The organism is Paraburkholderia sp. D15 (assembly GCF_029910215.1).
Lineage (GTDB): Bacteria > Pseudomonadota > Gammaproteobacteria > Burkholderiales > Burkholderiaceae > Paraburkholderia.
On the sequence record NZ_CP110396.1, the window covers coordinates 1,244,156 to 1,257,509 of the forward strand.

General features: G+C 65.0%; 14 protein-coding genes. 7 read left to right on the plus strand and 7 right to left on the minus strand.

Features of this window, described 5'->3' with window-relative positions; genetic code table 11:
• Window positions 1–33: 33 nt before the first annotated feature.
• Genes LFL96_RS25360 through LFL96_RS25370 form a run of 3 tightly spaced genes read left to right on the plus strand, consistent with a single transcriptional unit; the run spans window position 34 to window position 2,671 of the window.
• Complete coding sequence (locus tag LFL96_RS25360; RefSeq protein WP_035561322.1) at window positions 34–243, plus strand: DUF1656 domain-containing protein; 210 nt, start codon at window positions 34–36, stop codon at window positions 241–243.
• Entirely contained in the window at window positions 240–1,193 is a 954-nt protein-coding gene (locus LFL96_RS25365) for an HlyD family secretion protein (protein ID WP_281003440.1), read from the plus strand. The genes LFL96_RS25360 and LFL96_RS25365 overlap by 4 nt, the downstream gene beginning before the upstream one ends.
• Window positions 1,190–2,671, plus strand: coding sequence for an efflux transporter outer membrane subunit (locus LFL96_RS25370; protein ID WP_281003441.1), 1,482 nt, complete (start codon window positions 1,190–1,192; stop codon window positions 2,669–2,671). Before LFL96_RS25365 ends, LFL96_RS25370 begins: the two co-directional genes overlap by 4 nt.
• Before the next feature lie 78 nt (window positions 2,672–2,749).
• Here the strand turns inward: LFL96_RS25370 and LFL96_RS25375 are convergent, their stop codons facing one another.
• Entirely contained in the window at window positions 2,750–3,538 is a 789-nt protein-coding gene (locus LFL96_RS25375) for an alpha/beta hydrolase (protein WP_281003442.1), read from the minus strand.
• A gap of 178 nt (window positions 3,539–3,716) precedes the next feature.
• Here LFL96_RS25375 and LFL96_RS25380 point away from each other — a divergent pair, with 178 nt between their 5' ends.
• Window positions 3,717–5,195: an HD domain-containing phosphohydrolase gene (locus LFL96_RS25380; RefSeq protein WP_281003444.1), complete on the plus strand. Its 1,479-nt coding sequence runs from the start codon at window positions 3,717–3,719 to the stop codon at window positions 5,193–5,195.
• A gap of 26 nt (window positions 5,196–5,221) precedes the next feature.
• On the opposite strand, the gene speD is transcribed toward LFL96_RS25380, so the two are convergent.
• The 5 genes from speD to LFL96_RS25405 all read right to left on the minus strand — a co-directional run bounded on the left by speD (window position 5,222) and on the right by LFL96_RS25405 (window position 8,856).
• A complete protein-coding gene (gene speD, locus LFL96_RS25385) occupies window positions 5,222–5,572 on the minus strand; it encodes an adenosylmethionine decarboxylase (RefSeq protein WP_281003445.1) in 351 nt (116 codons plus the stop codon).
• A gap of 71 nt (window positions 5,573–5,643) precedes the next feature.
• Window positions 5,644–5,787: a hypothetical protein gene (locus LFL96_RS25390; protein ID WP_281003446.1), complete on the minus strand. Its 144-nt coding sequence runs from the start codon at window positions 5,785–5,787 to the stop codon at window positions 5,644–5,646.
• A gap of 2 nt (window positions 5,788–5,789) precedes the next feature.
• A complete protein-coding gene (locus LFL96_RS25395) occupies window positions 5,790–7,337 on the minus strand; it encodes a DUF4178 domain-containing protein (RefSeq protein WP_281003447.1) in 1,548 nt (515 codons plus the stop codon).
• A gap of 9 nt (window positions 7,338–7,346) precedes the next feature.
• Window positions 7,347–8,390 (minus strand): SPFH domain-containing protein, encoded by a 1,044-nt coding sequence (locus LFL96_RS25400; RefSeq protein ID WP_281003448.1) that lies wholly within the window; start codon window positions 8,388–8,390, stop codon window positions 7,347–7,349.
• A gap of 79 nt (window positions 8,391–8,469) precedes the next feature.
• Window positions 8,470–8,856: a DUF350 domain-containing protein gene (locus tag LFL96_RS25405; protein WP_281003449.1), complete on the minus strand. Its 387-nt coding sequence runs from the start codon at window positions 8,854–8,856 to the stop codon at window positions 8,470–8,472.
• An 83-nt stretch (window positions 8,857–8,939) separates the two neighbouring features.
• Here LFL96_RS25405 and LFL96_RS25410 point away from each other — a divergent pair, with 83 nt between their 5' ends.
• The 3 genes from LFL96_RS25410 (at window position 8,940) to LFL96_RS25420 (ending at window position 12,862) form a co-directional block, all read left to right on the plus strand.
• Window positions 8,940–10,454, plus strand: a complete 1,515-nt coding sequence (locus tag LFL96_RS25410) for a polyamine aminopropyltransferase (RefSeq protein ID WP_281003862.1) — start codon at window positions 8,940–8,942, stop codon at window positions 10,452–10,454.
• Complete coding sequence (locus LFL96_RS25415) at window positions 10,454–12,106, plus strand: FAD-dependent oxidoreductase (RefSeq protein WP_281003450.1); 1,653 nt, start codon at window positions 10,454–10,456, stop codon at window positions 12,104–12,106. The genes LFL96_RS25410 and LFL96_RS25415 overlap by 1 nt, the downstream gene beginning before the upstream one ends.
• Before the next feature lie 471 nt (window positions 12,107–12,577).
• The gene (locus LFL96_RS25420) at window positions 12,578–12,862 is read left to right on the plus strand and encodes an XRE family transcriptional regulator (RefSeq protein WP_281003452.1); all 285 of its coding nucleotides are present in this window, start codon (window positions 12,578–12,580) and stop codon (window positions 12,860–12,862) included.
• Between the two features lie 6 nt (window positions 12,863–12,868).
• On the opposite strand, the gene LFL96_RS25425 is transcribed toward LFL96_RS25420, so the two are convergent.
• Window positions 12,869–13,306 (minus strand): helix-turn-helix domain-containing protein, encoded by a 438-nt coding sequence (locus tag LFL96_RS25425; protein WP_281003453.1) that lies wholly within the window; start codon window positions 13,304–13,306, stop codon window positions 12,869–12,871.
• Window positions 13,307–13,354: the final 48 nt, after the last annotated feature.

Below are 13,354 nucleotides of genomic sequence, written 5' to 3' on the forward strand. Positions count from 1 at the left end.
CCGCCACCCGTTTGCTCTTTTCCCCTACCCGCGATGATCGGTGAAATCGATATCTTCGGCGTGTTCGTGCCGGCCGTGCTGGTGCTGATGTTGATCGCGTATCTGATCAACCTCGCGCTGCGCACCGTGCTCGCGCGCGTCGGCTTCTACCGTTTCGTCTGGCATCGCTCCATCTTCGATCTCGGCATCTACGTGCTGGTGCTGGGCCTTGTCGTCGTCGTTTCGCACAGACTCATAACGTGAAAAAAACCTGGTTCTCCGTCGGTCAGATCCTGCTGACCTTGATTGTCGTGGTGGCCGCGGCGCTCGTGCTGTGGAAACTGGTCGACTACTACATGTTCGCGCCATGGACTCGCGACGGTCACGTGCGCGCGGACGTGATCCAGGTGGCGCCCGACGTCTCCGGCCTGATCTCGTCGGTCGAGGTGGTGGACAACCAGCAGGTCAGGAAAGGCCAGGTGCTGTTCGTGATCGATCAGGCGCGCTACACGCTCGCCTTGCGCCAGGCCGAAGCCAACGCGCAGCAGCGCCGCGCCACGCTCGATCAGGCGCGTCGCGAAGACGCGCGCAATCGCAAGCTCGGCAATCTGGTGGCGGCGGAGGTGTACGAGGAAAGCCGCTCGCGCGTCGAAGCTGGGGAAGCCGCGCTCGCCGATGCGAACGTCGCGATCGATACCGCGAAACTGAACCTGCAACGCTCGACGATCCTGAGTCCGGTCGACGGTTATCTGAACGATCGCGCGCCGCGCGCCGGCGAATTCGTCGCGGCGGGGCGTCCGGTGCTCGCGGTGGTGGATATGAATTCGTTCCGCGTCGACGGCTATTTCGAGGAAACCAAGCTGCGCGGTATCGCCATCGGGCAACCGGTCGACATCACGGTGATGGGTGAGCCGCGCGCACTGCGCGGCCACGTGCAGAGCATCGTCGCCGCGATCGAGGACCGCGACCGCACGCAAGGCTCGAATCTGCTGCCGAACGTGAATCCGGCGTTCAGCTGGGTCCGTCTCGCGCAGCGTATTCCGGTACGGGTCGCGCTCGACGAAGTGCCGGCCGATTTCCGCATGATCGCGGGCCGCACGGCGACGGTGTCGGTGCGGGATCTCGCGCCGCTCGCGAAGAAACATCCGCAGACGAATGCGTCCGGCGCGGTGGATGCGTCGGCGGCGGTCGCCGCGTCGGGCGCATCGCAATGAAAGCGTCGCGTTTACAGGCCTTTTCGCGGCGGCTGGCCGGCTTGCCGCTTCTGCCGTTGTTGCCGCTGTTGCCGCTCTTGCCCTTGATCGCCACACTCGACGGTTGCATCAACGTCGGCCCCAACTACGCGCTGCCCAAGCAGGCGCTCGTCAATGCGCCGCTCGCCAACGCACCGCTCGAAGGCGCCGACGGCACGCTGACCTCGCGCCAGACCGTGCCCGCTATCTGGTGGAAGCTGTACGACGATCCCGTGCTCAACAGCCTCGTCGATCAAGCCTTGCAATCGAATACCGACCTGCGCGTCGCGGCGGCCAACCTCGCGCGTTCGCGCGAAGCGCTCGGCGTCGCCCAGGCGCAGGGTGGCTTCTCCGGCAAGACGTCGGTGGCGCTCGAACGCGCGCAGGAATCCGCCGAGCAATACCTGCTCACCGAAAAACTGCCGGTGGCGAACGAAGGCGACATCGGCATCAGCATCTCGTACGAAATCGATCTGTTCGGCAAGCTGCGGCGCGGCGTGGAAGCCGCGCAGGCGGACACCGAATCCGTGCAGGCCGCCGGCGACCTCGCGCGCATCTCGGTGGTTGCCGACGTGGTGCGCTCGTATGTCGAGCAATGTTCGGCGGCCGAGGAACTCAGGATCGCGCAGCAGTCGCTCGCCTTGCAGAAGCAGCGCGTGGACGTGTCGCGCCGTTTGCGTGACGCGGGTCGCGGCAACCAGCCCGACGTGACGCGCGGGCAGACGCAGGTCGAGACGCTGTCGGCGGATATTCCGCGCTATATCGCGCGGCGCAAGATCGCGCAGTACCGGCTCGCGGCGTTGCTGGCGCGTGCGCCGTCCGATCTGCCGCCGGCCGTGCTCGCGTGCGATCGTCTGCCGACACTACGCCAGCCGATTCCGATCGGCGACGGTGCCGCGCTGCTCAAGCGTCGTCCGGACGTGCGCGAGGCCGAGCGGCAACTGGCGGCGTCCACGGCGCGCATCGGCGTGGCGACCGGCGCGTTGTATCCGAGCGTGAGCATCGGCGCATCGGCGGGTTTGACGGGGATTCTCGAAGACCTCGGTACGTCGCCCACTGCGCGTTGGGCGTTCGGTCCGCTGATCAGCTGGACCTTCCCGACCAACGGTGCGCGCGGACGCGTGCGCGAAGCCGAGGCATCGAGCCAGGTGGCGCTGGCGAAATTCGACGGTGTGGTGTTGACCGCGCTGCGCGAGACCGAGACCAACCTCGCGACTTACGCATCGGATGCCACGCGTGCCGATGCGTTGCGGGCCGCGTTGAAGTCCGCCGAGGCATCGGCGGATGAAACGCATCGGCTCTACGTGGCCGGGCGCGAGTCGTTCATTTCCGATCTGGACGCGACGCGCACGCTGACCTCGACGAAATCGCAGGTCGCGGCGGCGGAAGGCCAGGTCGCGATCGACCAGGTCAATCTGTTCCTCGCGTTGGGCGGCGGGTGGGAGACGGCGGGGCCTTGAGCGGGCTCGCGGGGCCTGGTGCATGTCAAGCGTTCCCGGCCCGCCACATCCGCCATGCCGTCCACCCGCTTTACATCGTCACTTCGTCGCGCGCGCCGCTTCCACGATCGCCGCCGCCACTTCCGCCGGCTTCGACAGCATCACGACGTGGCTCGCGTCGACCTTCACCACCTTCGCGCCAATCTGTTGCGCCATGGCGTCCTGCAGCGGCGCCGGAATCATACGGTCCTTCTCGGTCACCACGAACCACGACGGCTTGTTCTGCCACGCCACCTGCGTCACCTTGTCGTCGGTACAGCCGGAAAACCACGGACCTTGCGTCGCGGCCACCAGACGCGCCTGAGCGACCGGCAGATCCTGCGCGAAGTCGTGGATGATGGCATCGGTCGACAGCGTCAGGTAGCCCGCCGAATCCTTCTGCAATGCCGAAGCCCACGAAGGCGCCGGCTTGCCCTTCAGGATGTCGTTGATCGACTGGTCTTTTTGCGGCGCGAACGCGGCCACGTACACCAGCGACTTGACCTTGTCGTCGTTGCCGGCCTGCGTAATCACCGCGCCGGCCCACGAGTGGCCGACCAGAATCACCGGACCGTCCTGCTGATCGATCACGCGGCGCGTGGCGGCCACGTCGGCGTCGAGCGAACTGAGCGGGTTCTGCACCGCGACCACGTGCAGCCCCTTGGCCTGCAGCAGCGGAATCACTTTCGCCCAGCTCGAACCGTCGGCGAACGCGCCGTGCACCAGCACGACATTCTTGCCCTTGAGGTCGTCGTTGGGCGCGGCGCTCGCCGGCGTCAACGCGCTGAGGGAAAGCAGACTGCCGAACATGAGCGCGGCGGCCAGGCATTTTTTGAGCAGGGTGTTCATACTATCGGTCCTCGTAGTGGAGATAAAAACGGCGGATGGGAATACGGGGTGAAGAATGCGCCGATCCGCCCGCCGGCTGTATCGGTCGAATGACCGAGGCGGCCTTCGGCAGGTGTGGCACAGTGCTCCATCGTTGTGCTCCATTCACGCTTCGCAAGACAGGACCCGAACGACACCCATGGCAGACGCTTCAACCCTCCGCGCGCTCGACGCCGTCAAGGCGCTGGCCTTCATCGGCGACCTCAGCATGGGCCAGCCGACGGATCACTCGTTGCGCACCAGCTGGCTGGCCGCGCGTCTCGCGGTCGCGGCGGGCTACGACGCGGCGCAATGCGACATCGTGAAAGAGGTCTCGCTGCTGCGCTGGTCGGGTTGCACGGCCAATGCGGCGGAGTTCTCGGCGATGCTCGGCGACGACGTCGGCGGCCGCGAAGCGATGCTCGCGATGCGCCCAGGCTGGGGCGGCGTGGCCGAAGCGCAGGGACGTCTCGACGCGACGATCACCCCGCTCGCGCAGATTCACTGCGAGGTATCGGGGGACATCGCGCGCATGCTCGGCCTCGAACACGCCACGCAAACGGCGTTGCGCCACATCTTCGAAACCTGGGACGGCGGCGGCACACCGAACAAACTGGCCGGCGCGCGCGTGCCGGAAACCGTCTTTCTCGTCGTGCTCGCGGGCGACCTCGAAATTCTGAGCCGCACATATGGGCTCGATGCCGCGCAGACAATGATCGAGCGGCAAGCGGGCCGCCGGTATCCGGCCGGGCTCGCCAGTCTTGTTTGCGCGCAGGCGGCCGACTGGCTCGCCGAACTCGATCGCCACGACGCGGCGGCTCGCGACGAAGCGCTCGACGCGTTGCCGATTCATCAGCACACCGCGCCCGAAATCATCGCCGATGTGATCGACCTGAAGTTGCCCTGGATGGCCGGCTATTCGCGGCGCGTGGCCGAAACGGCGGCGGACTGCTGCGCGTGCCTGGGTTTCGACGACGCGGTTCGCCACCGCACCTATCTCGCCGCGTTGATTCACGGCATGGGGCGCATGGCGGTGTCGAACGCGATCTGGAACACGCCGGGGCGCCTGTCGTCGGCGGCGTGGGAGAAGGTGCGTCTCGTGCCTTACTGGACCGCTCGCGCCGGCAAGCAGATCGGTGCGCTCGCGCGCGAGTCGGAGATTGCGTCGCAGGCGTATGAGCGGCTCGACGGCTCCGGCTATTTTCGCGGCGCGACGGGCGGCATGCTCAGCGACGAAGCGCGCGTGCTCGCGGCGTCGGCGAGCTGGGTGGCGCTGCGTTCGGCGCGGCCGTGGCGCGCGGCGTTGTCCGTGGATGAAGCGGCCGCATTGCTGAAGGAAGAAGCCGCGGCGGGCCGCTTCGACGCCCGGCCGGTCGATGCGCTGCTCAACGCCGGGCGCGACGACTACACGCCGTCAGCCGAGCGCGCGAAACCCGCGGCGCGCAGCGGCTTGCTGTCGCCGCGCGAAGCCGAGGTGCTGCGGCACATCAGCCAGGGCGCGAGCAACAAGGAAGTGGCGAAGGCGTTGGAGATGAGTCCGAGCACGGTGCGCACGCACGTGGAGAGCGTGTTCCGCAAACTCGAGTGTTCGACGCGCGCGGCGGCGACCTTGAAGGCGTCGACGCTAGGGTTGATCTGATCCGACCGGTCTGGCGCCTTGACGCGCTATCGGCCTGGGGCGCCAACGTGTTCGCCGCGTTCACAACGCCGCACGTTGTCGACTTCCGCCCGCAGATCGCGCGCGATCCGTTCGACCGCGCGTTCCGGCCGCGCGTTGCCGCACATGAACACATCCAGCGCGGCGAAGCGATGCTCGGGCCACGTGTGAATCGTGATGTGCGATTCCGCGAGCAGCACGACGCCGGTCACGCCATGCTCGCCGCCGAAATGATGGAAGTGCGCGGACAGCACGCGTGCACCCGCTTCGTTCGCGGCGCCGACGAGGATCGCTTCGAGCGCGGCCGCATCGCGCAGCAGATCGGCATCGATACCGCCGAGGTCCGCCAGCACATGCATGCCGCACGCGTCGCGCGGTGCCGGCGTAGACGCAGATGCAGTTGCCGGCGAAGGCTTAAGCGCGCTCCCGCTCACTTGTGCGACCCATACGACGAATAACCGCTGCGCGCCGACGTACCGCCATAGCCACCGCCACCGCTGCCACTGGTCATCGACGTGCAACTGAACATGACGATCACGACGAGCGCGTAAAGCACATATAAAAGCTGTCTCACGCTTACCTCGACTCTTCGTGGAACGCGCGCCAGATCCACTCGGGCGCCCACAAGGCCACGATGCCGATGATCACCAGCACCGTCGAACCGTCGAACTCGAAGAGCCTGCCGAAGTTGACGAACGCCATCAGGAAGGTGGCGATCCACGGCCACGGCCCGAAGCCGACCGTGGCGTGCCCGCTCTTCGACGATTTGCCGTTACCAGCCTTGGCCGCCTTGCTTGCCGGTTTGGCCTGCTTCGACGGCTTCGCCGCGCCGCCCTTCAGTTCGGGCATGCCGAAGCGGTCGGCCACCTTGCTGTTGCTCAACGGCTTCGCGCTCGACCAGACGATTTCGTTCGACGACTCTTCACGCGTCATCTTGAAGTCGCGCCACGCGAAATCCGTGATCGATGTTCTGTCGCCCACCTGCACGCGCCAGTTGAACGCGCCCGCCACGTAGATCACTTCCGATTCGTAACGCTCGCTTTCGCGGTAGGTCTTGCCGTCGTCGAGCACCTGGCCGCGCTGGCTCATCATCGGCCAGCGGTTCAGCACGTCGACGCGTTCCCAGCGGCCTTCGCTATGCACCTGCCACAGAAAGCCGCGATCGAGGTTGTGCAGCAGATATTCGTCCCAGCTGTATTCGCCATCCGGCGTGCGGCAGCGCATCAGGCCGAGCACCGTGTATTTCGCGCCGTCGAAGGTCGCGCTCGCGCCGAGCGGCAGCGCGGTCTCGATCGTTTCGAGCGTGCGCTTCTTCGAGAACAGCGTGGCCTGTTCCGCGCTGCAGTCGACGCCCGCGTGACACGAGCCGCAGATCACGTAGTCCGCGACGCCGACCGGGCAATCGAGCGACGCGCCGCAGCTCGGGCAGCCGAACGCCTTCAGTTCGCCGCGATAACGCCCTGCCGTCTCGCGAATCTGCGCTTCGTCGCGCAAGCCCTGGCAGGCGAGGTCGGCCAGTTCCACCGACTCGCCCGAGTACACCGTCGGCTGACCGTTCTGCTGGTCGGCGTCGGCGTAGTCGAGCGTGATGAAGCGGTCTTCGTAGCGGAAATCGGCGACGCGCGCCTGCCAGCCCTCGCCGACGCGAAACGGCAATTCGCCCTCGCCGCCCACGCACTGCGCGGTGCGGATGTCCGACGCGAGATAGCGCTTGCCTTCGAATTCGAACGGCGTACCGGGACTCAGCGAATCGAAGCGCGGCAATGCAGCGAGTTCAGAGGCGTCCGGCACGCGCTGCGTGGTGACCGCGTACTGCCCCGACGCATCGGAGAGCCAGCCGAACGTACCGTCGTCGAAACTCGCGTACCACTCGCTCCAGTAGCCCGCGTCGTAGCGCAACTGGATGCGGCCGAGCAAGGTGAACGTGCGTGTTTGATAGCGGCCCGTGGCGCCGAGCTGCAACGGCGAGTAATCCTCGAACACCGAGGCCATCTCGCCGAGCCGTTCGACCGCTTCGCCGTGTTTGAGCAAGGTGCTGCGGCACGATCCGCACACGGCCATCACGGCCGCGGCGGAGCGGAATTCGAGCGGCGCGCCGCATTGTGGACACGAAGTACTGAACATCGAGTGGGATTATTGGGTCAGCTTCGCGAGAATCTCGGCTTTCGCCTTCGCATAGTCGTCTTCGGTGACGAGGCCCTTGTCGAGCAGGGTCTTCAGTTGCTGCAAACGTTCGACGTAGTCGATCGAGCCGGCGGCGGGCTGCGCTTGCGGCGCGGCGGTAGCCGGTGCCGGGGTCTGCGTCTGCGGCTGCGGCTGCGTCTGATTCAACGCGCCCGTCATGGTCTGCGCGATCGCCGCGCCGGCCGCGAGGCCCGCGCCGACGCCGGCCACGCCGCCCGCATTCTGCGCGGCGAGCGGGATCGATTGCGCGGCCTGGTACTGCGCGAACTTGTTCAGATCGCCGCTCACGCCGACGCTGATGCGTGCGTCCAGCGCTTTTTGCAACGCGTCGGGCAAGGACACGCTTTGCACGGTGAACGAATCGAGCGCCACGCCGTAGCGCGCGAACACCGGCGCGAGCGCCTGGCCGATGCGCTGCGACAGGGCTTCCTGATTCGCGGCCATGTCGACGAACGCGACATCCGCATTCCCGAAGGCCACGCTCATGGCCGTGACGACGAGATTGCGCAACTGCTGTTCGAGATCGTCGACGGTGTAGACGCCACGCGTGCCGCTGATCTCGCGATGAAACGCCGGCACGTCCACCACGCGGTACGAATAGATGCCGAACGCGCGCACCTGCACGAGGCCGAATTCGCGGTCGCGGATCGTGACCGGTTGCGGCGTGCCCCAGCGGCGCCCGAGTTGCAGACGCGTGCTGAAGAAGTACACGTCGGACTTGAACGGCGATTCGAACAGCTTGTCCCAATTGCGCAGACTGGTCAGCACCGGCAGCGTGCGCGTGGTCAGCGTGTACAGACCGGGGCCGAAGACATCGGCAATCCGCCCTTCGTTCACGAACAGCGCCATTTGCGATTCACGCACCGTCAACTGGCCGCCGTACTGGATTTCCTGATCTTCCATCGGATAACGCCAGGCCAATACGCCGTCACCGTCTTCCGTCCATTGCAGGACGTCGACAAACTGCTTGCGAATAAACGAACCAAAACTCATCGTGTACTCCTCGCGCGAGGCGCCTGCCAATCAGACATTGAGATGAAATATGTCAATCAGTTTGCAAAGATTTGCAGAATCAGGTCAAACAGGCCGCATTGATAATGCCGACGACCAGCGAAGCCGCGCCCATCAATCCACCCATTGCGTTATTACGCGATTCAATCGCGTGGTTCATGCCGGGCAAAAGACGCGTGAGCAATGCATAAGTGGCGACCTGGACGACCATTGCGCCGAATGCCCAGATCAATACCAGCGGCAGCGTGGAGTTGTGAGCGATGCTCGAGGCCAGCGTGAGACAGAAGCCGAGCAACGCGCCGGCAAAGGAAAGCAGCGCCGCGACATTGCCTTCGCGGATCAACGCGAGTTCGTCGAACGGCGTGACCTTGAGGTAAACTGCCGCGAATCCGAGGATCAGTACAAACGCCGACAGGAAATGAATTCCATAAGAAAAGGCATCACCCATTTAATCTCCCGGATTTTGTGTGTCGCAATGCGCGCAAATCGCCGCCAGTATATCCAGATCGGACCGGAGTGCCCAGCATGACGATTAAACATAATCGGATGCTGATACTCTCGGTACTCGTGCTGGCTTCCTGTGGATTGGGCTACGAGTTGATCAGCAGTACCTTGTCGAGCTATTTGCTCGGCGACTCGGTATTGCAGTTCTCGTCGGTGATCGGCTGTTATCTGTTTGCGATGGGCGTCGGCTCGTGGCTCGCCAAATTCGTCGACGACGACGACGTGCTCGACCGCTTCGTCGATATCGAATTGCTGGTGGGACTGCTCGGCGGCTTGTCGGCGGTCATGCTGTTCGGCGTGTTCGCGTGGCTGTCCACGCCGTTTCGCGCGGCGCTGTATGCGGTGGTGCTGGCGCTCGGCGCGTTGATCGGCATGGAGATTCCGCTGGTGATGCGCGCGTTCCAGCAGCGCCGTCAGGCCTTCCGCCATACCGTCAGCGACGTACTGACCTTCGACTACCTCGGCTCGCTCGCGGTCTCGCTGATATTTCCGCTGGTGCTCGCGCCGCGTCTCGGCCTGCTTCGCACCAGCTTCCTGTTCGGCATGCTCAACGCGATGGTCGCGCTGTGGACCACGCACACGTTCCGCGCCGAGATCAGCAACGTGACCGGCAAACTGATGCGCGCCGCGCTCGTGATCGGTCTGCTCGGCGCCGGCTTCGCGCTGTCCGGGCGGCTCACGCACTGGGCCGAACACGGCCTGTACGGCGACGAGACGATCTTCTCCGAGACCACGCCGTATCAACGCATCGTGCTGACGCAATGGCACGACGACATGCGGCTGTACCTGAACGGCAACCTGCAGTTTTCGTCGCGCGACGAACACCGCTATCACGAGGCGCTGATTCATCCGACGCTCGAAGCGTTGCCGTGGGCCCGGCACGTGCTCGTGCTCGGTGGCGGCGACGGGCTCGCGGTGCGCGAGATTCTCAAGCATCGCAACATCGAAAGCGTGACGCTGGTCGATCTCGATCCGGCCATGACGCGGATGTTCTCGACCTCCGCGCCGCTCGTCAAACTCAATCAAGGTTCGCTGAAAGATCCGCGCGTGCACGTGATCAACGACGACGCGGTGCGCTGGCTCGAATCGAACGCCGATGTGTTCGACGCGATCGTGGTGGACTTTCCCGATCCGACCAACTTCGGTCTGGGGCGTCTGTATTCGGTGCCGGTGTATCGAATGCTGTCGCGGCATCTGTCGGAGAACGGCTACGCGGTGATTCAATCGACCTCGCCGTATTTCGCGCCGCACGCGTACTGGACCATCGTCGATACGCTGCGCGAAGCCGGTTTCAACACCTGGCCGTATCACTGCTACGTGCCGTCGTTCGGCGACTGGGGCTTCGTGATCGCCGGCAAACGGCACGACTATACGATCCCGACGCATTACGCCGAGCCGATGCGCTGGCTCGACGCGCAGACCGCCGTCGACATGTTTCATTTCCCCGCCGACATGCCCGCGTTGCCGATGGCGCCGAACCAGTTGAACGACCAGCCGCTCGTCCGCCTTTTCGACGACGACTGGAAACACGTGCTGCGCTGATGGACCGCCGGACTTTTTTGCGCGCGGGCGCCGCGGGTGCCGCTTCACTGGGCTCGCTGGCTTCGCTGACATCGCTGGCCGGTTGCGGCCGCACCGGATGGATCGAGACCACGCCGGTGATCGACAGTCCCGGCATGCGCGAGGGTCATGCGCTGCGCGATCACCGTAGCCTGCCCGCGCCGTCCGGCACGTTGAGCGTCGATATCGCGATCCTCGGCGCGGGGGCGGCGGGTTTGTCATGCGCGTGGCAACTCGCGCGGGCGGGGCACAAGGATTTCGTCGTGCTCGCCGGTCCCGAATTCGGCGGCAATTCGGCAGGCGGCCGGTATGGCGATCTCGGCTACCCGAAGGGCGCGCATTATCTGCCGTTGCCGTCGATGGAATCGACGCATCTGCGCGACATGCTCGCCGACTTCGGTGTGATCGAGGCCGATCCGTTCACCGCGCGGCCGGTGTTCGACGAACGCGTGCTGGTCCACGCACCGGACGAACGCCTGCTGATCGACGGCCAATGGCAGGACGGCCTGGTGCCGACGCGCGGCGTGGACCACGCGGAGCTCGCGCAGCAACAACGCTTTTTCGCCTATACGGATGCACTGCGTGGCGCGATCGGCAGCGACGGCCGCAAGGTGTTCTGCATTCCCGTCGCGCAGTCGTCGCAGGAGGCGCGCTGGCGCGCGCTGGACAAGCGCTCGTTCAAGCAGTGGCTGTTCGACGAGGGCTATACCGCGCCGTCGCTGCACTGGTATCTGAATTACGCGTGCCGCGACGACTTCGGCGCCGGTTATGACCGCGTGTCCGCGTGGGCCGGTTTGCATTATTTTTCGGCGCGCGGTGGTCATGCGCGCAATGCCGAGGACGGCGCGGTGCTGACCTGGCCCGATGGACTGCACAGCATGGTGACGAAGCTGAGCGCGTCGATCACGCAGCGCACCGGCGGATCCGCATGGCCGGTGCCGGGCTTCGCCGCGCGCGTCGATGAAAAAAACGGCGGCGTCGAGGTGCTGTGCGTGCGGCTCGACGGCAACGACGTGCCGACCACCTTCGTGCTGAAGGCCCGCCGCGTGGTGAGCGCAATGCCGCTGTTCGTCGCGCAGCACGTGATACCGCGGATGGCCGCATACGGTTTCGACGCGCCGCGCGACCTGCCGCCACGCGCGCCGTGGCTGGTGTCGAACTTCCTGATGGACGGCATGCCGCGCGAGGCGCCGGGCCTGCCGCTCGCCTGGGACAACGTGGTCTATCGCGGTGAAGGTCTAGGCTACGTGGTCTCGACACATCAATTGATTCGTCTGTCGCCGCCACAGCGCTCGGTGTTCTCGGCGTATCAGGCGCTCGATCTCAAGTCGCCCGACGACACACGCCGCTGGCTCGCCGCCGCGCATCCGGACGATCTGCGCGGCCAGGCCGCGATCGATCTGCTGCCGGCCTACGGACTCGATCTCTGGCGCCACGCGGCCGCGCTGGAAATCACGGTGCGCGGTCACGCGATGGCGACGCCGGACGTCGGCTTTCTCAGCCGTCCGGGTCTGCTCGCGTTGCGCGACGCGGATGGGCCGGTGCTGTTCGCGCATGCGGATCTATCGGGGATGTCGCTGTTCGAGGAAGCGTCTTATTGGGGCGTGCGCGCGGCGGATCGCGTCCTGGGATAATCCCGGGTTCGCTTACGTTTTATTTTTGAAAAGCTTTCTTATAGCTTTCATTTCGGGTTAAATACGTTCCATCCTTGATCCCTGTCACTTCATCGAGCGGAGTTCCGTATGTCGCAATTCATGAAAAGCGTAGCCGCGTTGGGCGGATGTATCGGCGTGTTCACGGTCGTGGTGGCGTTGGTGGAGATGTTTGCGAATTGATCGGAAAACCGGCGTGCGCCGAAGTGCGATGGTTCGGCACGCCGGCACGCTCAATGAAGTAGCGCGGTTGGCCCGATCATGCCGGTCTACGCCAGGTCGCCGATGCTCAAGGCAATGACGCGCACCTCATCGTGCTAACGCGCTGATGCGAAACGGACCGAAGATCGCCAGCAATCTATGACATAGCGCAAACGAAACGCAATGTGCGCCCGTGCACTTCCCGTTCAGAGCGAAAATAGCGCGCTACCGTGAAATGAAAGAGACCAACAGATGAGCAACCAGACATTTTCGAGTGTGTGGGACGCCATCGAAGACACCCCGGAGCAGGCAGAGAATATGAAGCTTCGCTCAGCGTTGATGACGGCGCTAAAGGAACACATCACCCGGACAAGGATGAGTGAGAAGGGAGCCGCCCGCCGTTTTTGCGTCACTCAGTCAAGCGTTTCGAATCTCATGCGCGGCAAGATAAATCTTTTTACCATCGATGCGCTGGCTAACATGGCAATCGCGGCGGACGTGCGCGTCGTCCGGCGATCCGTTGTGCAAACAACATAGAGCTCGCTAACGCTCCGCAGCGCGCATTGCCCGCTTCCTCCTCCCGCCCAACGCCCCGCTCCCCGCCACCCGCACGATCCGCAGAAACGTCGGGCATTCCATATGGCTGGGTGCCGGACACGCTGCCGCATGCCGCAGGCCATCGCGCATCGCAGTGAGCTTGCGAATGGTGCGGTCCAGTTCGTCCGCTTTCGCCGCCAGCATCCCACGGTCGATGCGCGGCTGTCCCTCCGGCGCGAACATCCGCGCGATTTCATCGAGCGAAAAACCGGCCGCGCGCCCCAGCGCAATCAGTGCGAGCCGTTCCAGCACCGCGTCGTCGAATTGACGGCGCAGCCCACGCCGCCCGCTCGACGCAATCAAGCCCTTTTCCTCGTAGAACCGCAGCGTCGATGCAGGAATATCCGCGCGGCGCGCCACCTCGGCAATGTCCAGCTTGATCACGCTTGACCTCAAGTCGACTTGAAGTTGCATAGTGTAGCTTCCACTGTG

Coding starts and splice junctions, on each gene's coding strand:
- LFL96_RS25360 (WP_035561322.1), top strand. CDS start 34: ATGATCGGTGAAATCGATATCTTCGGCGTGTTCGTGCCGGCCGTGCTG.
- LFL96_RS25370 (WP_281003441.1), top strand. CDS start 1,190: ATGAAAGCGTCGCGTTTACAGGCCTTTTCGCGGCGGCTGGCCGGCTTG.
- LFL96_RS25375 (WP_281003442.1), bottom strand. CDS start 3,538: ATGAACACCCTGCTCAAAAAATGCCTGGCCGCCGCGCTCATGTTCGGC.
- LFL96_RS25380 (WP_281003444.1), top strand. CDS start 3,717: ATGGCAGACGCTTCAACCCTCCGCGCGCTCGACGCCGTCAAGGCGCTG.
- speD (WP_281003445.1), bottom strand. CDS start 5,572: ATGCATGTGCTGGCGGACCTCGGCGGTATCGATGCCGATCTGCTGCGC.
- LFL96_RS25395 (WP_281003447.1), bottom strand. CDS start 7,337: ATGTTCAGTACTTCGTGTCCACAATGCGGCGCGCCGCTCGAATTCCGC.
- LFL96_RS25400 (WP_281003448.1), bottom strand. CDS start 8,390: ATGAGTTTTGGTTCGTTTATTCGCAAGCAGTTTGTCGACGTCCTGCAA.
- LFL96_RS25405 (WP_281003449.1), bottom strand. CDS start 8,856: ATGGGTGATGCCTTTTCTTATGGAATTCATTTCCTGTCGGCGTTTGTA.
- LFL96_RS25415 (WP_281003450.1), top strand. CDS start 10,454: ATGGACCGCCGGACTTTTTTGCGCGCGGGCGCCGCGGGTGCCGCTTCA.
- LFL96_RS25420 (WP_281003452.1), top strand. CDS start 12,578: ATGAGCAACCAGACATTTTCGAGTGTGTGGGACGCCATCGAAGACACC.